The organism is Kitasatospora sp. NPDC004745, from assembly GCF_042873275.1.
Lineage (GTDB): Bacteria > Actinomycetota > Actinomycetes > Streptomycetales > Streptomycetaceae > Kitasatospora.
The window spans coordinates 1-20,456 of sequence record NZ_JBIALK010000006.1 but is presented as its reverse complement, the minus strand read 5'-3'; the positions used below and the strand labels follow the sequence as shown (position 1 = coordinate 20,456).

The following is a 20,456-nucleotide window of genomic DNA, read 5'->3' as shown; positions in this document are numbered from 1 at the left end:
CTGATTTGTCCACCGGCACTCCGGAGTGGGCCGTCTGCGGGGCCCGGGTACCGGCCCTCGGGGCGCCCGGGGCGCGAAGCCCCGGCAGTAGGCTGACGGCCTCGCTGGTAGCGCACGGGAAGGGGAACGCCGATGCTCCCGGACGATCGGACACCGGAGGCCGCGACGGGCTGCTGCTACCGGCACCCGGGGACGGCCACCGGCGTCCGCTGCACCCGCTGCGACCGGCCGATCTGCCCGGAGTGCATGGTGCCCGCCGCGGTGGGCTTCCAGTGCCCCGGGTGCGTCGGGGACGGGCACCGGGGGGCGCGCCGGGCGACCACCCGGTTCGGCGGGGCCCCGGGCGCGGGCGACGCACTGGTCACCAGGGTGCTGGTCGGGATCAACGCGGTGGTCTTCGTCCTGGCCGCCTACGTCCTCGCGCCGCGGCTCGGGCAGGTCTGGGAGCTGTACAGCGTCGGGCGGGGCGTCGCCGGCGGGCCGGAGGGCGTGGCCGCCGGCCCGGACCAGTGGTACCGCCTGCTGACCGCCGCCTTCCTGCACCTCCAGTGGTGGCACGTCGGCCTGAACATGCTGGTGCTGCTCCGGCTCGGCCCCGAGCTGGAGGAGGCGCTCGGCCGGCTGCGCTTCCTGGCCCTCTACCTGCTCTCCGGACTCGGCGGCAGCGCCCTGGCCTTCCTGGTGTCGGGCGACGGCCTGCGGACGGTGGGCGCCTCCGGCGCGATCTTCGGCCTGATCGGCGCCACGGTGGTGATGCGGCTGCGCGACCGGGGACCGCTGGCCTGGGTGGTGGCCTTCCTGGTGTTCAACCTGGTGATCACCTTCGCCCGGTCGGACGTGATCGACTGGCGGGCGCACCTCGGCGGCCTCTTCGTGGGCGGCCTGACGGCGGCCGGGCTGATGTACGCGCCGCGCGAGCGGCGCGGCCCGCTCCAGGCGCTGACCGTGCTGGGGGCGGTGGCCGTGGTGGCGGCGATGGTGATGATCGGGATGGCCCGCTACGGCGCGTGACGCCGCCGGGGGGTTGTCCACAGCGGGTGCGGGGTTGTGCACAGGCTGTTCCGCGCCCCCGTGGTGAACTGCTGTTCTACGCGTGTCCTGCTGTGCGGTTCCCCCGGACCGGGGGAGTTGTGCACAGCTGTGGACAGTCCGCGGACACCTGGTTATCCACAGGCTGGGGAGACTTTTCCCCACTGTGGATAACCATGTGGATAAGCGCGACAACCCGATTGTCGGGATAGCGCATCGGATGGGCGTCCGGGCCCGGACACGCCTGACCGCCGCCCCGGGTCACGCGGTCCGGAGCGGCGGGAGGGGAGGCCCGGTGCGGGCCTCAGGACGAGCGGGAGGTCATTTCCACTGGGTGGAGACGCCGAACCCCGCGGCGATGAACCCGAAGCCCACCAGGATGTTCCAGTTCCGCCAGCTCTCGATCGGGTAGCTGCCGCTGGTCACGTAGTAGGTGACGATCCACACCAGGCCGATCAGGAACAGTGCCAGCATCAGCGGCGCGACCCAACTACGGCCCGAACTGATCTTCACCGCGGCGGCCGTGGTCGGCGGGGTGTAGTCGGACTTCTTGCGGAGTCGAGACTTCGGCACGAGGAGCTCTCCTGTCGATGCGCTGTGAGACCGCGCAGAGGTGCAGCGGGGGTTCGAGTCGGCGGTGGTGGGCTGTGGGGAACGCTACGGGGACCGTTCCCGCAGTCGCCACCGGCGTCCGTTAGCGTAGTGGCTCGGCGGGTCTTAAGGAGATAAGGGTACGGTGCCTAATTTGTCGATTCCCCCTCGGCCGACCGCCACCCGCCGCTCCCGCACCCGAATTGTCGGACGTGCCCTGACCTGCGCCGTCTTCGCGCTCGCCGGACTGCTCTTCTACATCAGCGCGCAGACCGCCCGCGGCACCGACCTGCGGACCGACAACTCGCTGCTCAGCCTCGGCGACGTGATACGCCAGCGCAGCGCGCAGAACCAGCAGGCCCAGGCCCAGCTCAGCGACCTCCAGGCCCGCGCCCAGGAGCTCACCGGCCAGCAGGGCCGCAACCCCGCCGACGCCGCCCGGATGGACGGCCTGCGGCTCGGCGCGGCCCTGGAGCCGCTGCAGGGCGGCGGCCTGACCGTCACCCTCAACGACGCCCCGCCGAACGCCACCGCGCGGATCCCGAACGTCCCGGAGCCCGGCGTCAACGACCTGGTCATCCACCAGCAGGACATCCAGGCGGTGGTCAACGCGCTGTGGCGGGGCGGCGCCGAGGGCGTCCAGGTGATGGACCAGCGGCTGGTCGCCACCAGCGCCGTCCGCTGCGTCGGCAACACCCTGCTGCTCCAGGGCCGGGTCTACTCGCCGCCCTACGTGGTCCGGGCGGTGGGCCGGACCGACGCGCTGCGGGCGGCCGTGGACACCGACCCGACGATCCGCAACTACCTGCAGTACGTCCAGGCGTACGGGCTCGGCTGGAAGGTCCAGGAGAGCGGCGACCTGACCCTTCCCGGCTACACCGGCACCACCGAGCTGCGATCGGCCGGCGGACAGCAGTGACGGGACCGGCCTCCCGGCCGTTGATCCCGGGTCTACTCTTGACCCCAGTCCGCTACGTCGAGGGAGCACCATGTACGGCTGGATCTGGCGTCATCTCCCGGGGAACACCCTGGTCCGGGCCGTCATCTCGCTGCTCCTCGTCGTCGGGATCGTCTACCTCCTCTTCACCTACGTCTTCCCGTGGGCGGAACCGTTGCTCCCCTTCGGTGACGTCACAGTGGACGGCGGCGACGGTGCCGCGGCCGGCTGAACCGACGGCCCGGCCCCTCCACCCAGTCGACCCCGCCCCGCATCCCACGGAGACCACGCGAGAATGACCACCCAGCCGACCCCGCCCCGCATCCTGGTCGTCGACAACTACGACAGTTTCGTCTTCAACCTGGTCCAGTACCTGTACCAGCTCGGCGCCACCTGCGAGGTGGTGCGCAACGACGAGGTGACCGTCGGGCACGCCGTCCGCCGGTCCGGTGACGAGGGCTTCGACGGGGTGCTGCTCTCCCCCGGCCCGGGCGCGCCCGAGGAGGCCGGGGTCTGCATCGAGATGGTGCACCACTGCGCGGGGATCGGGCTGCCGGTCTTCGGCGTCTGCCTGGGCCTGCAGTCGATCGCGGTGGCGTACGGCGCGGTGGTCGGCCGGGCGCCGGAGCTGCTGCACGGCAAGACCTCGCTGGTCGAGCACGAGGACGGCGGAGTGTTCGCCGGACTGCCCTCGCCGCTGACCGCCACCCGCTACCACTCGCTGGCGGTCGACCCGGACACCGTGCCGGACGACCTGCTGGCCGTCACCGCGCGCACCGGGAGCGGTGTGATCATGGGCCTCCGCCACCGTGAACTGCCCGTCGAGGGCGTGCAGTTCCACCCCGAGTCGGTGCTCACCGAGGGCGGGCACCGGATGCTCGCGAACTGGCTGGCCGAGTGCGGCCACCCGCAGGCCGTGGACCGGTCGGCCGGGCTCGCCCCGGTGATCGGCCGGGGCTGAGCGGCGTGACCACGCTGCGTCCGGAGGGGCGTTACCAGCCGGAGGCGGGCCCGTACGACGGGGCGCAGCAGTACGGCGAGGTGCAGCAGCAGTACGGCGGTGCCCAGTTCGGCGGTGCCCCGTACGGGGACGGGTCGTACGGGGGCGGCGCCGGCGCCGAGCCGCACCGTCAGGAGCCGTACCGGCAGGGCCCGGGCGCTCCCGAGGACGCCTGGGGCGTCTACGAGCAGGCCGCGCAGCCCGGGGCGTCCGGCCCGGAGTACCCGTGGCTGCCCGACCAGACCCTCCAGCTGCGGCTGCCGGCCTTCGAGGCCGGGCCGGCCGCCGAGCCCGCCCCGCCGACCGGCGGCCGGGCCGAGCGCCGGCGGGCCGCGCAGGGCCGCACCTCGGTGCGCTCCGGCAACGGGCGGCGCCGGGCGAACGGCCGCGCGGCCGGGCGGGCGCGCCCCAAGGAGTCCAAGGCCGTGGTGGCCGCGCGCATGGTGGGCGAGCTGTGCATCACGCTCGGCGTCGTGATGCTGCTGTTCGTCTCCTACCAGCTGTGGTGGACCAACGTGCAGGCCGACGCGGCCGCCAGCGGCGCCCGCAACCAGCTGGAGCAGCAGTTCGACGCCGCGCAGGCGCCGGCTCCCGGCCAGCCGGCCCCGGACCCGGCCAAGCCGGAGGTGTTCGAGCCCGGCAAGGGCTTCGCCATCATCTACCTGCCCAAGCTGGGCCTGAAGTTCCCGATCGCCGAGGGCACCTCCAAGTCGGCGGTGCTCGACAAGGGCCTGGTCGGCCACTACACGGGCACCGGCATGCCGGCCGACAAGTCGGGCAACTTCGCGCTGGCCGCGCACCGCAACACCCACGGCGAGCCGTTCCGGTACATCAACCAGCTCGCCAAGGGCGACAAGGTCGTGGTGGAGACCGCCACCTCGTACTACACCTACGAGATCACCGGCGGCATCCCGGAGACCTCCCCGAGCAACGTGAGCGTGATCAAGCCGGTGCCCAACGGCGCCGGGTACGCGGGCCCCGGCCGGTACATCACGCTGACCACCTGCACCCCGGAGTTCACCTCGAAGTTCCGCCTCATCGTCTTTGGCAAGATGACCGAGGAACGGCCGCGCAGTCAGGGCAAGCCGGCCGCGATCGGCGGGTAGTCGCCCGCCCGCCCGGCACGGATGGGGAGCAGCGCAGATGACGGACGAGACGGCGCAGTCGGCCGAGCCGGTGCAGGAGGCCTTCCCGCCGCCCGGGGAGGGCCCGGAGCCGGCCCGGCGCGGCCCGGGCCGGGCACTGGCCGCGCTCGGCGTCTTCGGCGAGCTGCTGATCACCCTGGGGCTGGTGCTGGGCCTGTTCGTGGCCTACTCGCTGTGGTGGACCAACGTGGAGGCCGACCGCACCGCGGCCGCGGCCGCCGACCGGCTGCGCGGCGCCTGGGCCGCGGGCCCGACCGCCGCCCCCGCGACGGCGTCGCCCGGTGCGACGCCGGCGCCCGGCGCCGCGCCCGCCGCGTCGTACGCGGCCGGCGACGCGCTCGGCTTCCTGCACGTCCCGGCGATGGGCCGGGACTACCAGGTGCTGATCAGGATGGGCACCGGCGGCGACGTCCTGGCCGAGGGCGTGGCCGGGGTGTACGAGCAGCCCTACCGCGCCGCGATGCCCTGGGACCCGAGCGGCAACTTCGCGCTGGCCGCCCACCGGGACGGCCACGGCGCCAAGTTCCACGACCTGGACGCCGTCCACAGGGGCGACGCGGTCGTCGTGGAGACCAGGGACAAGTGGTACGTCTACAAGGTCGACAACACCCTGCCGGAGACCTCCAAGTACGACACCGGCATCGTCGCGCCCGTCCCGGTCGGCTCCGGTTACACCGGGCCCGGCCGGTACATCACGCTGACCACCTGCACGCCGGTGTACACCTCGCGCTACCGGATGGCGGTGTGGGGGAGCCTGGTGCGGGTGGACGACGTGGACGCCAAGCGGACGCCGCCGCCGGAGCTGCGCCACTCCTGACGGCCGGTCGGCGGGCCCGGCGGCCCGCCCGGGGCCGGTGCCCGGAACGCCCGAGGGCCCGTCGCGGTGATCGCGACGGGCCCTCGGCGTACTGCTCGGGACAACCAGGCCTCAGAGGAACGGGAACCAGGGCTTAGTTGTTGGGCTGCCCTTTGGTGTTGGTGGGTGAGGGGAGGGGGTCGCCCCCTTTGGTCGGCTCCGCCGGCCTGGTGACCAGGGCGACCTGGCTGTTCGGGTCCAGCTGGGTGCCGGCCGGCGGGTTGCTGCCCATGACCAGCGCGTTCGGGTCGGACGGGCCGGTGACGGTGTAGCCCAGGCCGGCCTTGCCGAGCGCGGCGATGGCGTCCGACAGCTTGACGTTCTGCAGCGGCGGGACGGTGGCCTTGTCCGGGGCCTTGTAGATCGTCAGCGTGATCTTCGAGTTCGCCGGGGCCTTGCTGTTCGCCGGGATCGACTGCGACGCGACCGTGTTGATCTTGGTCGGGTCGTTGGTCTGGGTGGTCTTCGAGGCGTCCACCTGGAAGCCGGCCTGCTCCAGCTGGGCCTGGGCGGCCTCCTTCGGCTGGCCCACCACGCCAGGGACGGCGACCTTGCTCTTGCCCTGCGACACGGTCAGCTTGACCGGGGCGGTCGGGTCGCCGGCCGCGTTGCCCGCCGGGTCCTGGGCGGTGACCGTCTCCTGCGGAGCGGTGTCGTCGTCCTTGTACTCGGTGGTGACGTTGGTGAAGCCGGCGTCGGCGAGCGCCTTCGTCGCCTGGTCCTTGGTCTTGCCGACCACGCTCGGCACGTTCGACTTGGCCGGGCCCGAGGAGAGCTGCACCGTGATGGTGCTGTTCTCCGCCACCTGCGCCGCGGCGGCCGGGCTCTGGCTGCAGACCTGGTCCTTCTTGACGTTGCTGTCCGGGCAGGCGACCTTGTCGCCCTCGGCCACCACGAGCTTGGGACCGGCCGCGGCGGCGGCCGTCTTGGCGTCCGCCAGGCTCTTGCCGACCAGGCTCGGCACGGCGACCTTCGGCGACTCCTTCTTGGCGCCGTCGTTGCCGTTGAACATCGCCTGGGCCACGAAGAAGGTGCCGACCAGGACCAGCACGGCGGCGACCGCCAGCACGATCCAGGAGGTGTTGTTCTTCTTCGGCGGCTCCTCGCCGCGCCGGCCGCCCTCGCGGCCGTAGCCGTCGTCGTGGCCGCCGCCGGACGGGCCGCCGGGGTAGGTCTGGCCGTAGCCGTCGTCCTGGTAGCCCCCGGGCTGCCCGTAGCCGGCCTGCGGGGCGGCCTGCGGCAGGACGGTGGTCGGGCCGCCGCCGGGCTGCTGCGGCAGCACGTTGGTCTGGCCGTACGGGTCGTGCTGCTGCGGGTAGCCGTTCTGGTCGTAGCCGTAGCCGGCGGCGCCCATGCCGTAGGCGGCGGCCTGCTGCGCGGCGGCCACCGGCAGGCCGTCGAGGAAGCGCTCGATGTCGTCGCGCATCTCGTCGGCGGTCTGGTAGCGGTAGTCGCGCTCCTTGGCGAGTGCCTTCAGCACGATCGCGTCGATCTCCGGGCGCACCTCGGGATCGAAGACGGACGGCGGCTGCGCCTCCTCCCGGACGTGCTGGTAGGCCACCGCGACCGGGGAGTCGCCGACGAACGGCGGCCGGACGGTCAGCAGCTCGTACAGCAGGCAGCCGGTGGAGTAGAGGTCGGAGCGGGCGTCGACCTGCTCGCCCTTGGCCTGCTCCGGGGAGAGGTACTGGGCGGTGCCGATGACGGCCGAGGTCTGGGTCATGGTCATCCCGGCGTCGCCCATCGCGCGGGCGATGCCGAAGTCCATGACCTTGACGTTGCCCTGCCGGGTCAGCATCACGTTGGCCGGCTTGATGTCCCGGTGCACGATGCCGGCGCGGTGCGAGTACTCCAGCGCCTGCAGGATGCCGATCGTCATCTCCAGCGCGCGCTCGGGCAGCAGCCTGCGGCCGGAGTGCAGCAGCTCGCGCAGCGTGGACCCCTCGACGTACTCCATCACGATGTACGGGATGGAGATGCCGTCGATGTAGTCCTCGCCGGTGTCGTACACGGCGACGATCGCGGGGTGGTTCAGGGACGCCGCGGACTGGGCCTCGCGGCGGAAGCGGGCCTGGAACGACGGATCCCGGGCCATGTCGGCCCGGAGCGTCTTCACTGCGACGGAACGGCCGAGCCGGGTGTCATGGCCGAGGTACACCTCGGCCATGCCGCCGCGCCCGAGGACGCCGCCGAGCTCGTACCTGCCGCCGAGGCGACGAGGCTCTTCCATAGTTCCGACCCTCTCCCTCACCCGCCGGTGAGGTTGTGACGTAGGTGTCCCCGCACGCTCTGGGTGACGCCGCGCGGGACTCGACCGGTTCTCCGGCCGGGCCGTGCGCGGCCTCGCGGGCGGCAACGGGCACACCCGCTGCTGGCGGATACGCTACCGGTCGGACCACGGAGGACCGGAGTCAGCCGTCGGCCGATATCAGACCGGTATCCGGACGGGGGTGCCGATCGTGACATTCCACTCACCGCAGCCGCGCCCTACTTGCCGAGTGCGGCCTGCATCACCGCCTTGGCGATCGGGGCGGCCAGCCGGCCGCCGCTGATGCCGTCGCGGTTGTTGGAGCCGTCCTCGACCACGACCGCGACCGCGACCGACTGGCCGTCGGAGGTCTTGGCCCAGGACGTGAACCAGGCGAAGGGCAGTCCGGCGTTGTCCTCGCCGTGCTGCGCGGTGCCGGTCTTGCCGCCGACCTGCAGGCCCGGGATCTTGGCGTTCTTGCCGGTGCCGTTCTCCACCACGGAGACCATCAGGTCCTGCATCTTCTGCGCGGTGGCCGGGCTCATCGGCTGGGAGAACTGCTTCTCGGTGTGCTTGGAGATGGTGGTCAGCGAGGCCGAGCGCTCCTGGTCGACCAGGTAGGGCTGCATCAGGCTGCCGTTGTTGGCGATCGCGGCGGAGACCATGGCCATCTGCAGCGGGGTGGCGCGGGTGTCGTGCTGGCCGATCGAGTCCTGCGCGGTGCCGTCCAGGCTGGCGCTGTCCGGGAAGATGCTCTTCTCGGAGCGGACCGGGGTGTCGATCGTGCTGTTGAAGCCGAACTTCTCGGCCTGCGCCCGCATCTTCTCCTTGCCGAGGTCGGCGCCGATCTTGGCGAAGACCGTGTTGCAGGACTGGTCCATGCCGGACTTGACGGTGGCGTTCTCGCAGCGCTCGTTGGGGCTCTCGTTCTTCAGCTGGGTGCTGGTGCCCGGCAGGATGTACGGCTCCGGCGTCGTCGTGGCGTCGTCGACGTTCTGGTAGAGGCCGTTCTCGAACGCGGCGGTCGCGGTGACCAGCTTGAAGGTCGAGCCGGGCGGATAGGTCTCCTTCAGCGCCCGGTTGAGCATCGGCTTGTTCGGGTCGGCGTTGAGGTCCGTCCAGGCCTTGGAGTCGGTGCCCTCGCTGCCGGCGATGGTGCTCGGGTCGTAGGAGGGGGTGGAGACCAGCGCCAGGATCGCGCCGGTCTTCGGGTCGATCGCGACGACCGCACCCTTCTTGTCGCCGAGGCCGTCGAAGGCGGCCTTCTGGACCTTGGCGTTGATCGTGGTGAGGACGTCCCCGCCGCGCTTCTGCTCGCCGGTCAGCATGTCCAGGGTGTTGCGGAAGAACAGCCGGTCGTCGCTGCCGGAGAGGATGCCGTCCTCCAGGTTCTCCAGCTGGCTGGAGCCGAAGACCTGGGAGGAGTACCCGGTGACCGGGGCGTACATCGGGCCGTCGACCCAGGAGCGCTTGTACTTGTAGCGCAGGCCGTTGACGAAGTCGGACTTGGTGACCGGCTGCCCGCCGACGATGATGTTGCCGCGCGGGTGGGCGTAGCGGTCGTACTGCTGGCGCTTGTTGTTCTTGTTGCCGGCCCAGGCGTCGGCCTGGACGCCCTGCACCCAGTTGGTGCGGACCATCAGGGCCAGGATCAGGACGAGGCAGAAGATCGAGACCCGGCGGATCGGCTTGTTCATCGGACGGGTCCTCCCTGGCCCTCGGTGGCGGGGGCCGGTTCGGCCCCGGGTCGGCGGGCGCTGTCGCTGATCTTCAGCAGGATGGCGACCAGTGCCCAGTTGGCGACCACGGACGAGCCGCCCTGGGCGAGGAACGGCATGGTCATACCGGTCAGCGGGATCAGCCCGGTGACACCGCCGGCGACGACGAAGACCTGCAGGGCCATCGCCGAGGAGAGGCCGACCGCGAACAGCTTGCCGAACGGGTCGCGGGCGGCGACCGCGGTGCGCAGACCGCGCTGCACCAGCAGCCCGTACAGCAGGAAGATCGCCATCAGGCCGGTCAGTCCGAGCTCCTCGCCGAACGAGCCCAGGATGAAGTCGCTCTTGGCGGCGAAGTTGATCAGCCAGGAGCGGCCCTGGCCCAGGCCCGAGCCGGTCACCCCGCCGGAGCCGAGCGCCATCAGCGACTGGCCGATCTGCTCGGTGGCGCCCTTCGGCGGGTGCGGGGCGAAGGCGGCCATCGGGTCGAGCCAGGCGTTGATGCGGACCTTCACGTGGTCGGCGGTCGAGGCGACGGCGACCGCGCCGCCGATCGACATCAGCAGACCGAACAGGATCCAGCTGGTCCGCTCGGTGGCGACGTAGAGCATCACCACGAACAGGCCGAAGAACAGGAAGGACGTGCCGAGGTCGTTCTCGAAGATCAGGATCAGCAGGCTGAGCAGCCAGATGACGACGATCGGGCCGAGGTCGCGGCCGCGCGGCAGGTACAGCCCCATGAAGCGGCGGCTGGCCAGCGCCAGGGCGTCCCGCTTGACCATCAGGTAGCCGGAGAAGAACACCGTCAGGACGATCTTGGCGAACTCGCCGGGCTGGATGGAGAAGCTGCCCACCCGGATCCAGATCTTGGCGCCGAAGTCCTCCGCCCGGGCCGGGAAGAAGGCCGGCGCGGCGAGCAGCACCAGCGCCGCCACCATCGAGATGTAGGTGTAGCGCTGCAGGACCCGGTGGTCCTTCAGGAACACCATCACGCCGATGAACAGCGTGATCCCCAGTCCCGACCACATCAGCTGGTTCTGGGCCGCCGGGTAGTTGCCGCTGAGCAGCTTGCCGGCCTTGTCGAGGCGCCAGATCATCACCACGCCGAGCCCGTTCAGCAGCGTGGCGATCGGCAGCATCAGCGGGTCGGCGTACGGCGCGAAGCGGCGCACCAGCAGGTGCGCCACCAGGGCCAGCGCGCCCATGCCGAGCCCGTAGCCGAGCATGCCGGCGGGCAGCGCGGAGTCCATCGCGAGGCCGACGTTGGCGTACGCGAGGATCGGCAGGACGACGGCGAAGGCCAGCAGGGCCAGCTCGGTGTTGCGCCGGTTCGGCGCGCCCTGCGGGGAGATGGTGGTGTTGCCCCGGCGTCGGGGCGCGGCGGGTTCGGCCGCCGCGCGACGCCGGCCGGTCCGGCCGGGGTCGCCGCTCAGGTCGTAGGTGCTCACGTGGTGACCGCCCCCTGACGGCCGGCGGTCCCGCAGGGGGCGGGCCTATGTCGGATCACGGACGTCACGGCTTCGGGCAGGACTCGGCCCGGCCGCGCTCCTCGTCGGTCAGCCCGGGCAGGTCGCCCGGCGAACCGGCGGCCGGCGCGGTGGCGCTCGGCGAGGGGGCGGGCGTGCTCGGGGCGGGCGTGCTCGTGGTGGGCGCGGGCGTGGTGGGCGCGGGCGTGGGCGAGGCGCTGGGGACGGCGGCGGCCGGTCCGCGGCTCTTCTCGCCCGGGGTGGGTGTGCTCGCCAGGAACGCGGCGTGGGTGGCCTGCGTCGCCGGGGTGCCCTGCGCGGGCGGGGCGGCCTGGGCGACCTTCTGGCAGAGCTGGGACCAGCCGTCGAGCTCCTGGACGGTGGCGTTGGCGTCGTTCAGGCTGCCGACCGAGATGGTCTTGCTGAGGTGCGCCCGCTGGTCCTGCGGCAGGAACTTCAGCTTGACGTTGCTGAACGAGGAGTGGACGGAGGACAGGCTCAGGCCGGCCAGGTTCTGGTTGACGCCCTGGTAGACCGCGACGTGGTCGCCGTCCTCGCCGACGTAGTACTGGTCCTGGGTCCACTGGTAACCGAGGAACCCGGCACCGCCGAGCAGGCCGAGGGTGACCAGGACGGCCACCGAGACGGTCAGGCCCTTGCGCTTGCGCCGGCTCGGACGCGGCTCGTCGAACTCCTCGGTGCCGTACACCGACGGCTCGGCCGGGTAGCCGTACTCGCCCTCGTAGCCCTCGGCGGGGCCGAAGCCGCCCTGGCCGCCGTACTCGCCCTCGTAGCCCTCGGCCGGGCCGAAGGTGCCCTGCGGGTTGCGGCCGAGGCCGGCCGCGCGGCCGGCCGGGGTGTCGGCGATCGAGCGGTCGGCCGCGGCCGAGGACGGCGGGGTGTCGGCGACCGCGCCGACCACCACCGGGACGTCGTTGAACTGGCCGCTCATGGTGTCCGTGGCGCCGACGTCGATGACGTCGGCCACGATGCAGGTGATGTTGTCCGGACCGCCGCCGCGCAGCGCGAGCTGGATCAGCTCCTGCACGGTCTGCTCGGGCGAGTAGAAGCTGCCGAGGGTGTCCTGGAGGGTCTGGTGGCTGACCGGGCCGGAGAGGCCGTCGGAGCAGATCAGGTAGCGGTCGCCGGCCCGGACCTCGCGGATCGACAGGTCCGGCTCGACCTGGCCGCGGCCGTCGAGCGCCCGCATCAGCAGCGAGCGCTGCGGGTGGGTCTCGGCCTCCTCCGGGGTGATCCGGCCCTCGTCGACCAGGCGCTGCACCCAGGTGTGGTCCTGGGTGATCTGCACCAGCGAACCGTCGCGCAGCAGGTAGGCGCGGGAGTCGCCGACGTGCACCATGCCCATCCGCTGGCCCGTCCAGAGCATGGCGGTCAGCGTGCAGCCCATGCCCTCCAGCTGGGGGTCGTCCTCGACCATCTGCCGGAGCCGGTCGTTGGCGCCCTGGACGGCGTCGCCCAGCAGGGTCAGCAGGTCGGCGCCCGGCACGTCCTCGTCCAGCCGGACGATCGAGCCGAGCACCTCGGAGGACGCGACCTCGCCGGCCGCGGCGCCGCCCATGCCGTCGGCCACGGCCAGCAGCCGCGGCCCGGCGTAGCCGGAGTCCTCGTTCCCCTCCCGGATCAGTCCCTTGTGGGAGCCGGCGGCGAAGCGCAGCACCAGGGTCATGCGACCTGTGCCCCCCTCTGGGTCATGGACGGGATGCTGTCCCTCATGCGCTACTACTTCCGCAGTTCGATGACGGTCCTGCCGATACGGATCGGCATGCCCGGCTGGAGCGGGGTGGGCGCGGTCAGGCGCTGCCGGTCCAGATAGGTGCCGTTGGTGGAGCCTAGATCCTCGACCGTCCACTGCCCAGTCTGATCCGGATAGATCCTGGCATGCCGGGAGGACGCGTAGTCGTCGTCCAGCACGATGGTCGAGTCGTGCGCGCGGCCCAGGGTGATCGTCTGGCCCTGCAGCGCGACGGTGGTCCCGGCCAGCGAGCCCTGCACGACCACGAGCTGGGTCGGGGCGCCGCGGCGGCGCCCGCCGCCCTGGGTCTGGCCCGCCGCGGGGGCGGGCGCGGTCTGGGCGGGCGCGGGGCGGCCCCCGGGGGCGCCGGTGGCCACGGTGGTGGCCGCGGAGCCGTTCGCGGCCGCGTTGGCGCCGCGGCGCGAGGACCGGGGGTTCACCTTGGTCCCGAACAGGTCGCTGCGGATCACCTGGATCGCGACGATGACGAACAGCCACAGCACGGCCAGGAAGCCCAGCCGCATGACCGTGAGGGTCAGTTCTGACATGGCCGGCCCGCCCGTCGGTGAGTGAGGCGCGCGAACAACTCGGACACTACCCTTCGACCTGTCGGTAGACGATGGTGGTGGAGCCCACGACGATGCGGGAGCCGTCGCGGAGCGTAGCGCGCTGGGTGTGCTGCCCGTCCACCACGATGCCGTTGGTGGATCCCAGGTCGAGGACCATCGAAGGGGTGCCGGGGCGGATCTCGGCGTGCTTCCGGGAGACCCCGGGGTCGTCGATCCGTACGTCCGCCTCGGTCGAGCGGCCGAGGACGCAGGCCGCGCCGGAGATCTGGTGGCGGGCGCCGTTCACCTCGATCCAGCGGCGGACCGAGGCGCCGTGGCCGGCACCCGGGAAGGCCCGGACGTTGCCGCCGGAGGTCGCGGGCGGGCCCGGGGGCATCGCCGGGGGCGCGGCGGGCGGCGGGGGCGTGCCGAACTGGCCGGCGCCCTGCTGCTGCCACGGTGCGCCCTGGGCCGGTGCGGCCGGCTGGCGGTCGTAGCCGGGCTGCTGCTGCTGGGGGGAGTACTGCTGGGGTTCCTCGGCTGCCAGGGTGCGGCTGCGCACCCGGTACAGCCCGGTGTCCAGGTCGTCGGCCTTCTCCAGGTTCACCTGGAGCGGGCCCATGAAGGTGTACCGCTGGGCCTCGGCGTACTCGCGGACCATGCCGGCCAGCTCGGTGCCCAGCTGCCCGGAGTAGGGGCTGAGCCGCTCGTGGTCGTGCGGGCTCAGCTCGACGATGAAGTCGTTCGGCACGACGGTGCGGTCGCGGTTCCAGATGCTCGCGTTGTTGTCGCACTCGCGCTGCAGCGCACCGGCGATCTCCACGGGCTGGACCTCGGACTTGAACACCTTGGCGAAGGTGCCGTTGACGAGACCCTCGAGTCGCTGCTCGAACTTCTTCAGCACTCCCATGGGGCACCCCCTTCCAGGGTTCGTTCGCCTGCCTGCCGACCGGATCCCCCCGGGGAGTCGGTCGCGCCTACTTGCGGTACTTCCGTACTGATCGTATCCACGCCGGGCCCTTCCGTACGGTTCCCGGACAGCGTGGTGCCCGGGGGTGGGCTCGGACACACAGGGTGACGCATGTCGGGTACGGCACGCCAGATGTGCCCGCCCGGGCGGCCCCGCACCCCTCGCTCACCCGTTCGTCGCGCATCCGTTCGGATGCGGTCGGTTCCGCGCGGGAACGGATTCGGAGCGGCCCCCCGGGTCGTGCTACTGTTTTCCACGTCGGAAGGGCCGCCCGAAAGGGAGGCCGGTCCAAGGAAACGCGAAGTACTCATGGTACCGAGCGGTTCGGAAGATCGGTCGGCAACGAGGACGACACCCATGCGCGGGTGGCGGAATAGGCAGACGCGCTGGATTCAGGTTCCAGTGCCCGAAAGGGCGTGGGGGTTCAACTCCCCCCTCGCGCACAGCGGAACACCGCGAGGTGTTCGGCAGCATCGACGAAAAGGTCGGTACCGTGATCACGGTACCGACCTTTTCGCTGTGCCCGGACGGACGGGCGCACCACCCGGGCCGCGCCCGCCCGGGGGCGGTCAGGCGGGGGCCGCGCGGACCCGGAAGTCGCGGGCGGTGGCGCGGATGGCGGCCTCCACCTCGGCGCCGGTCGCCCCCCGGAACCGGAACCGCCCGCCGACGTGCTCGTAGTAGGCGTCCGCCGCGGGCAGCACCTCCCCGGCGGCGAGCAGCGACTCCGCGTACGGGCCCGGCACCCGGCCCGTCATCGGGGTGACGGCGGTGATCCGGCAGGGCCGCTCCGCGGGCGCGGGGACCAGCAGCCAGCCGCCGACCGCCCCGGAGGCCGGCCGGCCCTTGGCCGGCTGCTCCCCCAGCTGCAGGGCGAACGCCGCCTCCATCAGGTCGTAGCCGTGCAGGTCGCGCCAGACGAACGGGATCTCCGCGCCGCCGACCCGGGCGCCGACCTCCAGGAAGGAGCAGTGCGGGGTGCCGTCCGGGCCGGTGCCGACGAACACCTCCAGGTGGAAGACGGTCGGGGCGGCGGTCAGCGCGGCGAGGAAGCGCGGGGCCGCGGCCTCCACGGCGGCCAGGACGGCCGGGTCGGTCTCCTCGACGGAGCCCAGGTAGGAGCCGTCCCGGAAGCCCAGGCAGGTGTTGACGTAGCGGGAGGCGCGCCAGACGTCGAGGCGGCCGTCCCGGAACAGGCCGTCGACGTGGTAGATCGGGTCGGTCCGCCGGACCTGCACCAGCAGCGGCGCCTCGTCGCCCCAGCGCACCCCGGCGAGGTCCGCCGGGCCGTGCACGATCCGCACGCCCGCGCTCGAACTGCCCCGTACGGGCTTCAGCACGAGCGGCCAGCCGTGCCGCGCCGCGAACCGCTCCACGTCCGCGGCGGCGGACACCGCGGCGAACGCGGGCACGGGGAGCCCGGCGTCCCGGACCCGCCGGCACATCTCCAGCTTGTCGCGGAAGGGCAGCAGGTCCTGCGGGGTGGCGCCGGCCAGGCCCCACTCCGCGCGCAACTGCGCGGCGATCAGCAGGTCGTCCTCCTTGAGCGCGACCACGGCCTGCGGGGCGCCGTGGCGCCGGGTCAGTTCCCAGACCGCCTCGCGCACCTCGACCAGGTCGTCGGTGGCGGCCACCAGCACGACGCCGGCCGCGGCGGCGGGCACACCGGCCGCGCCCACCTCGGTGGTCACGTAACTGACGGCGTGGGTCGCGTGATCGAGGTAGTCGTCGTAGTGTGCGTACGCGTCCCGCCAGCGGTGGATGACCACCACGTGCCGGCGCGCTCCCGCGTCCTCGTTCCTCGTAGTCGGCATGAGAACGTCCTCCAGGACGACTTGGTCATGGCCCGATCAAGCTATCCTCCGGGAAGGCGGGAGGCAATGATTCATTTCCCCCGTTAACGCCAGGCCGCTGATCTGGCAGAGTTGGGCCGGGGAATGGCCGAAACACCGTGGGGAGGGGTGTCGTTGAGCGGCTTCGAGGTGAATGGCGCGACAACGGTCCGGCTTTTCGGATTTCACCACGCCGGGGGGTCCGGCACGTTGTTCCACGGCTGGCAGGACCGGCTGCCCGCGGGCTGGGAGGTGCGGGCGCTGGACGCGCCGGGGCACGGCAGCCTGATGGGACGCGAACTGATCGACGAACTCGACCGGCTGGTGGGCTACTTCCTCGACCAGGTGCGCCCCGGGGACGACGTTCCGTACGCGTTCTTCGGGCACAGCATGGGGGGCATCGTCGCGTACGAACTGGCCCGCCGGCTGGTCGGGGAGGGCGCCGTGCCGCCGGTCTGGCTCGGGATCTCCGCCTGCCGGGCCCCGCGCTCCGCGCCTCCGGTCGTCCTGCGGCACACCCTGAGCGAGGCTCAGCTGCGCCGGCACGTGCGCGAACTCGGCGGCACGCCGGAGCAGTTGCTGGACGACCCGAGGCTCTGGGAGATCTTCGGCCCGATCATCCGGGCCGACCTGCGACTGGTGGAGCAGTGGCGGCCCGCGCACGCGGAGCCGCTGCCGGTGCCGCTCACGGTGTTCCGCGGCCGCGACGACGCGCTCGCGACCCCGGGCCGGGTCGCCGCCTGGGAGGCGGAGTCCACCGCGTTCCGCGGGCTGCGCACGCTCGACGGGGACCACTTCTACTTCGGCGCCGACCCGGCACCGCTGCTGCGGCACCTCGTCGAGGACGTCCGGTCGGCGCGCACGGCGCTGCCGCACCCCGCCCGGTGACACCGACGGCCGCCGCGGCGGACGGGGCCGACGGGGCCGTCGCCTGCCGGGTCTGGTGGGCCCGCACCGCGGACCACCGACCGGGGCTGGAGGCGCTGCTCGCGCCGGCCGAGGCGGTGCGGCGCGACCTGTACGCGGCCGAGGCCGACCGGCGCCGGTTCACCGTGGCGGCCGCGCTGCTGCGGCTGGCCGCCGCGGAGTTCTCGGGCACCGGCCCGCGGGAGGTCGAGGTGCTGCGCGACTGCCCGGACTGCCCGCTGCCGCACGGACGGCCCCGGATCACCGGCCCGCTGGACGCGTCGGTCTCCTACGCGGGGGACGTCGTGCTGGTCGCGGTGACCGCGGGGGCGGTCGTCGGCGTGGACGCCGAGGCCCCGGCGGCCTCGCCCCGGCGGCAGTCGGCGGCCCTGCGGCGGGCCCTGGGCGAGCGGGAGTCGGCCGAGCTGGGGCGCGTCCCGGAGGCGGAGCGGGACGGCTGGCTGCTGCGGCGGTGGACGTACAAGGAGGCGGTCCTGAAGGCCACCGGCGAGGGGCTCCGGGTGCCGCCGACCGCGGTCGGGGTGAGCGAGGAGTCGGGGACCGCCCGGCTGACCGCCTACCCGGGCCGCCCGCCGGGCGGCGGCCGGACCGTCCTGCTGCCGCTCGGGATACCGACCGGCGCCATGCCCCCCGGGGGCACGGCTTCGGCGGCGTTCCTGCTGGACCGGGACGCACCGGTCCGGCAGGCGCCGGGGAGATACGGCCGGGAGCTCTTCGACACCGACGGGGGCCCCGGGTGACGACGGAGAGGAATGCACGTGACGGAACAAGGCAGGCCGCGGCTGACCATCGTCGGGAGCGGGGGGCAGCCCTACCGGGAGTACTGCTACCAGTCCCTCGCCGGCGACTACGCGTTGTCGGCGGTCCTCCCCGCTGAGCCGACCTGGCAGCGCGAATACCTCACCGACCACCGGGTGGTCGACTGCACCGACCCGGACGCGATCGCCGCGGCGCTGGCCGAACTGGCCCCGGAGCAGGGGCCGTCCGGGGTGTTCACCTGGGACGAGCTGGTCCTCGAGGCGACGGCGCTGGCCTGTGAGAAGCTCGGGCTGCCGCACATGTCGTCCGCGGCCGTCGCGCGGTGCCGGGACAAGTACGCGACGAGGTCGCTGATGGCCGGGGCCGGACTGCCGTCGGCGGCGCACCGGCTGGTGTCCTCCGCCGACGAGGCGGTCGCCGCGGCGGAGGAGTTCGGCTTCCCCGTGGTGGTGAAGCCCCGCTCGCTGGCCGGCAGCATCGGGGTGGTCAGGGCCGAGGACGCGGCCGCCGTGCGCGCCGCGTTCGAGCTGGCCACCGGGGCGGCGTACGCCACCCTGCCGGCCGGTGAGGGCATCCTCGTCGAGGAGTACCTGGACGGCCCCGAGATCAGCGTGGACAGCGTGGTCTTCGAGGGCGTGGTGCACTGCGTCCACGTGGCGCAGAAGCGGCTCGGCTTCCCCCCGTACTTCGAGGAGGTGGGCCACCTCGTCACCGCCGCCACCCCGGACGCCCTGCCGCAGGAGGTCGCCGAACTCGTCCGGGCCGCGCACCGCACCCTGGGCGTGGACTACGGCGTCACCCACGCCGAGGTCAGGCTGACCACGGCCGGGCCCCGGCTGGTCGAGCTGAACGCCCGGCTCGGCGGGGACCTGATACCCCTGATCAGCCGGATGGCCACCGGGATCGACCTGGTGAAGGCCGCCGCCGAGATCGCGCTCGGGCACGACCCGGAGCCGGTCACCCGCGGCGGCGGCGGGGGCGGCACGGCGGAGGTCCGCTTCGTCTACCCGCCGCACGACTGCACGGTGCGGTCCGTCGACCTGACGGCCGCGGGGAGCGTGCCGGGCATCGTCCACACGGCCGCGCTCGCCGGGCCCGGTACGCAGCTGCTGCTGCCCCCGAAGAACCCGATCCCGCGGCTCGCGGCGCTGATCGCGGTGGCGGGGGACGAGGCCGGCACCGGGCGGGCGCTCGACCTCGCGCAGGAGCGGGTCGTCGCCGACGTCGAGCCGCTGACCGGCTGACCGGCGGTCGGCCCCGGGCCGCCGGGCCCGGGGCCGACCCGTCGCGCCCTACGCGTCCGCGGGCCCGGCCTTGACGATCCGGGCGACGAAGAAGCCCTCGAAGAGGTCGCTCGGGGCCACCCGGACCGCGTGCTTGAGGCGCTCGTCGAACTTCGTGCCGCGCCAGGAGGTGACCCCGGGCAGGAACGACGGCTCGGAGAACCCGAGCGGCTCCAGCGTCAGGTCGGAGCGGCGCTGCAGGATCTTGCTGACCGGGAACTCGTCCTCCTCCGGGCTGAGCGTGCAGGTGGAGTACACCATCACGCCGCCCGGCTTCAGCAGGGTGTAGGCCGCGCTGAGCATCTTCAGCTGGAGGAACTTGTACTTCTCGATGCGCTCCTCGGACCAGTAGCGCAACGTGATCGGCTTGCGCATGTCGACCCGGCCCTCGCCCGAGCACTGCACGTCGAGCAGGATCCGGTCGAAGGACTCGGCCGGCAGCTCCTTGTCGATGTACTGGGCCTGGTGCGTGGTCAGCTCGCCGTAGTTGACGCCGTAGGTCTTGGCCAGCTCGCCGAGCTTGCGGGCGCGCGGCGCGGCGGCGTCGTTCAGCCAGAGGTCGCAGTCGTTGCCCACCCGGGCGGCGAGGTGGAAGGCCTTGCCGCCGGGCGCGGACGCCACGTCCAGAATGCTGTCCCCGGGGCGCGGGTCGAGCGCCACCGGGGGAATGAGGCTGGACGCGTTCTGCAGATAGACGCGGCCTTCGTGGGCAAGTTCGAGAATGTCCTCGAATCCGTCGCTCTCGGGCCACAGGAAAGTGTGGTCGCACCATTCGACGGGAAATGCGCTGGGCGCCTTCTCGCGGACTATGTCGAGGGTTTCCAGGTACTTCGCCTCGTCGAGGAGGCGGTTGACCCGGATCGACGTCGGGCGGGCGCCCCGGAACACGTCCTTGACCTGGTTCGGGCGGATCCGGAGCACCTCGGCCATGCGCTGCTCGAACTGGCGGATGGTTCGCGCGTTGGACACGACTGGGCTCCTCTCGCCGTGACCAACGGGGCCGGCGGCTGTGTCTGGGGGCAAGTCCCTACATTTTGGCAGCAAGGGGCCGGGCCGTCCAATAACCGCAGGTGGGCCGACCGGGCACCGCACGGGCCGTGGCACGGCGACGGCCCCCGGGACGGTGTCCAGGGGGCCTACCGGTCGGGGGGCGGGGCGGCCGGCGGGGCGGGGGGGGGGGCCCCCCCCGCCCCCCCCCCCCCCCCCCCCCCCCCCGCGGCGGCCCCCGCCGCCGCCGTGGCTGCCCCCCGCCTGCGGGCGGGGGGGGGGGCCGGGCGGCCCGCCGGGGGCGGGTGCCCGCACCGCCCGAGGGCCCGTCGGGGTGATCGCGCGGGGCCCTCGGCGTACTGCTCGGGACAACCAGGCCTCAGAGGAACGGGAACCAGGGCTTAGTT

Annotated in this window: 18 protein-coding genes and 1 tRNA gene; 10 read left to right on the top strand and 9 right to left on the bottom strand. The window is 72.9% G+C overall.

The annotated features are described in order from the left end of the window. Nucleotides 1–132 precede the first annotated feature (132 nt). Nucleotides 133–1,011, top strand: a complete 879-nt coding sequence (locus ACFYUY_RS13170) for a rhomboid family intramembrane serine protease (protein ID WP_360212892.1) — start codon at nt 133–135, stop codon at nt 1,009–1,011. A 339-nt stretch (nt 1,012–1,350) separates the two neighbouring features. Here the strand turns inward: ACFYUY_RS13170 and crgA are convergent, their stop codons facing one another. Beyond that, nucleotides 1,351–1,602 carry a cell division protein CrgA gene (crgA, locus tag ACFYUY_RS13165; RefSeq protein WP_360212894.1) on the bottom strand — a complete coding sequence of 84 codons (252 nt, stop codon included), beginning with the start codon at nt 1,600–1,602 and terminating at the stop codon, nt 1,351–1,353. A 172-nt stretch (nt 1,603–1,774) separates the two neighbouring features. Here crgA and ACFYUY_RS13160 point away from each other — a divergent pair, with 172 nt between their 5' ends. The 5 genes from ACFYUY_RS13160 (at nt 1,775) to ACFYUY_RS13140 (ending at nt 5,519) form a co-directional block, all read left to right on the top strand. Beyond that, on the top strand, nt 1,775–2,539 hold the full coding sequence (locus ACFYUY_RS13160; protein WP_360212896.1) for a DUF881 domain-containing protein: 765 nt from the start codon (nt 1,775–1,777) through the stop codon (nt 2,537–2,539). A gap of 70 nt (nt 2,540–2,609) precedes the next feature. Beyond that, entirely contained in the window at nt 2,610–2,789 is a 180-nt protein-coding gene (locus ACFYUY_RS13155; protein WP_280673909.1) for a hypothetical protein, read from the top strand. A 63-nt stretch (nt 2,790–2,852) separates the two neighbouring features. Then, a complete protein-coding gene (locus ACFYUY_RS13150; protein ID WP_360212898.1) occupies nt 2,853–3,518 on the top strand; it encodes an aminodeoxychorismate/anthranilate synthase component II in 666 nt (221 codons plus the stop codon). A gap of 5 nt (nt 3,519–3,523) precedes the next feature. Further along, nucleotides 3,524–4,663 (top strand): class E sortase, encoded by a 1,140-nt coding sequence (locus tag ACFYUY_RS13145; protein ID WP_360212900.1) that lies wholly within the window; start codon nt 3,524–3,526, stop codon nt 4,661–4,663. A 37-nt stretch (nt 4,664–4,700) separates the two neighbouring features. Next, entirely contained in the window at nt 4,701–5,519 is an 819-nt protein-coding gene (locus tag ACFYUY_RS13140; RefSeq protein WP_387900502.1) for a class E sortase, read from the top strand. Between the two features lie 133 nt (nt 5,520–5,652). Here ACFYUY_RS13140 and pknB read toward each other — a convergent pair whose 3' ends face one another. The 6 genes from pknB to ACFYUY_RS13110 form a co-directional block, all read right to left on the bottom strand. After that, complete coding sequence (pknB, locus tag ACFYUY_RS13135) at nt 5,653–7,788, bottom strand: Stk1 family PASTA domain-containing Ser/Thr kinase (RefSeq protein WP_387900500.1); 2,136 nt, start codon at nt 7,786–7,788, stop codon at nt 5,653–5,655. A 257-nt stretch (nt 7,789–8,045) separates the two neighbouring features. Then, entirely contained in the window at nt 8,046–9,503 is a 1,458-nt protein-coding gene (locus ACFYUY_RS13130; protein ID WP_360212906.1) for a penicillin-binding protein 2, read from the bottom strand. After that, nucleotides 9,500–10,876 (bottom strand): FtsW/RodA/SpoVE family cell cycle protein, encoded by a 1,377-nt coding sequence (locus tag ACFYUY_RS13125; RefSeq protein WP_387900756.1) that lies wholly within the window; start codon nt 10,874–10,876, stop codon nt 9,500–9,502. Before ACFYUY_RS13125 ends, ACFYUY_RS13130 begins: the two co-directional genes overlap by 4 nt. A 160-nt stretch (nt 10,877–11,036) precedes the next feature. Continuing rightward, nucleotides 11,037–12,677 carry a PP2C family protein-serine/threonine phosphatase gene (locus ACFYUY_RS13120; RefSeq protein ID WP_387900498.1) on the bottom strand — a complete coding sequence of 547 codons (1,641 nt, stop codon included), beginning with the start codon at nt 12,675–12,677 and terminating at the stop codon, nt 11,037–11,039. A 53-nt stretch (nt 12,678–12,730) separates the two neighbouring features. Beyond that, nucleotides 12,731–13,291 carry an FHA domain-containing protein gene (locus tag ACFYUY_RS13115; RefSeq protein WP_360212910.1) on the bottom strand — a complete coding sequence of 187 codons (561 nt, stop codon included), beginning with the start codon at nt 13,289–13,291 and terminating at the stop codon, nt 12,731–12,733. A 46-nt stretch (nt 13,292–13,337) separates the two neighbouring features. Further along, entirely contained in the window at nt 13,338–14,201 is an 864-nt protein-coding gene (locus tag ACFYUY_RS13110; RefSeq protein WP_360212912.1) for a DUF3662 and FHA domain-containing protein, read from the bottom strand. 419 nt (nt 14,202–14,620) lie between these two features. On the opposite strand from ACFYUY_RS13110, the gene ACFYUY_RS13105 reads away from it, so the two are divergent. Beyond that, nucleotides 14,621–14,704: transfer RNA gene (locus tag ACFYUY_RS13105), tRNA-Leu, on the top strand. A 126-nt stretch (nt 14,705–14,830) separates the two neighbouring features. Here ACFYUY_RS13105 and ACFYUY_RS13100 read toward each other — a convergent pair. Further along, complete coding sequence (locus ACFYUY_RS13100) at nt 14,831–16,075, bottom strand: biotin carboxylase (RefSeq protein WP_360212914.1); 1,245 nt, start codon at nt 16,073–16,075, stop codon at nt 14,831–14,833. 123 nt (nt 16,076–16,198) lie between these two features. Here ACFYUY_RS13100 and ACFYUY_RS13095 point away from each other — a divergent pair, with 123 nt between their 5' ends. Genes ACFYUY_RS13095 through ACFYUY_RS13085 form a run of 3 tightly spaced genes read left to right on the top strand, consistent with a single transcriptional unit; the run spans nt 16,199 to nt 19,023 of the window. Then, nucleotides 16,199–16,981 (top strand): thioesterase II family protein, encoded by a 783-nt coding sequence (locus ACFYUY_RS13095; protein WP_387900496.1) that lies wholly within the window; start codon nt 16,199–16,201, stop codon nt 16,979–16,981. Next, nucleotides 16,978–17,760 (top strand): 4'-phosphopantetheinyl transferase superfamily protein, encoded by a 783-nt coding sequence (locus ACFYUY_RS13090; RefSeq protein WP_360212916.1) that lies wholly within the window; start codon nt 16,978–16,980, stop codon nt 17,758–17,760. The genes ACFYUY_RS13095 and ACFYUY_RS13090 overlap by 4 nt, the downstream gene beginning before the upstream one ends. A gap of 18 nt (nt 17,761–17,778) precedes the next feature. Further along, nucleotides 17,779–19,023: an ATP-grasp domain-containing protein gene (locus ACFYUY_RS13085; protein WP_360212918.1), complete on the top strand. Its 1,245-nt coding sequence runs from the start codon at nt 17,779–17,781 to the stop codon at nt 19,021–19,023. Nucleotides 19,024–19,071: 48 nt separating this feature from the next. Here the strand turns inward: ACFYUY_RS13085 and ACFYUY_RS13080 are convergent, their stop codons facing one another. Continuing rightward, nucleotides 19,072–20,031, bottom strand: a complete 960-nt coding sequence (locus ACFYUY_RS13080) for a hypothetical protein (RefSeq protein WP_387900494.1) — start codon at nt 20,029–20,031, stop codon at nt 19,072–19,074. Nucleotides 20,032–20,456 lie beyond the last annotated feature (425 nt).

Coding starts and splice junctions, on each gene's coding strand:
- ACFYUY_RS13120 (WP_387900498.1), bottom strand. CDS start 12,677: ATGACCCTGGTGCTGCGCTTCGCCGCCGGCTCCCACAAGGGACTGATC.
- ACFYUY_RS13140 (WP_387900502.1), top strand. CDS start 4,701: ATGACGGACGAGACGGCGCAGTCGGCCGAGCCGGTGCAGGAGGCCTTC.
- ACFYUY_RS13130 (WP_360212906.1), bottom strand. CDS start 9,503: ATGAACAAGCCGATCCGCCGGGTCTCGATCTTCTGCCTCGTCCTGATC.
- ACFYUY_RS13115 (WP_360212910.1), bottom strand. CDS start 13,291: ATGTCAGAACTGACCCTCACGGTCATGCGGCTGGGCTTCCTGGCCGTG.
- ACFYUY_RS13170 (WP_360212892.1), top strand. CDS start 133: ATGCTCCCGGACGATCGGACACCGGAGGCCGCGACGGGCTGCTGCTAC.
- ACFYUY_RS13110 (WP_360212912.1), bottom strand. CDS start 14,201: ATGGGAGTGCTGAAGAAGTTCGAGCAGCGACTCGAGGGTCTCGTCAAC.
- ACFYUY_RS13100 (WP_360212914.1), bottom strand. CDS start 16,075: ATGCCGACTACGAGGAACGAGGACGCGGGAGCGCGCCGGCACGTGGTG.
- pknB (WP_387900500.1), bottom strand. CDS start 7,788: ATGGAAGAGCCTCGTCGCCTCGGCGGCAGGTACGAGCTCGGCGGCGTC.
- ACFYUY_RS13095 (WP_387900496.1), top strand. CDS start 16,199: ATGGCCGAAACACCGTGGGGAGGGGTGTCGTTGAGCGGCTTCGAGGTG.
- ACFYUY_RS13155 (WP_280673909.1), top strand. CDS start 2,610: ATGTACGGCTGGATCTGGCGTCATCTCCCGGGGAACACCCTGGTCCGG.
- ACFYUY_RS13150 (WP_360212898.1), top strand. CDS start 2,853: ATGACCACCCAGCCGACCCCGCCCCGCATCCTGGTCGTCGACAACTAC.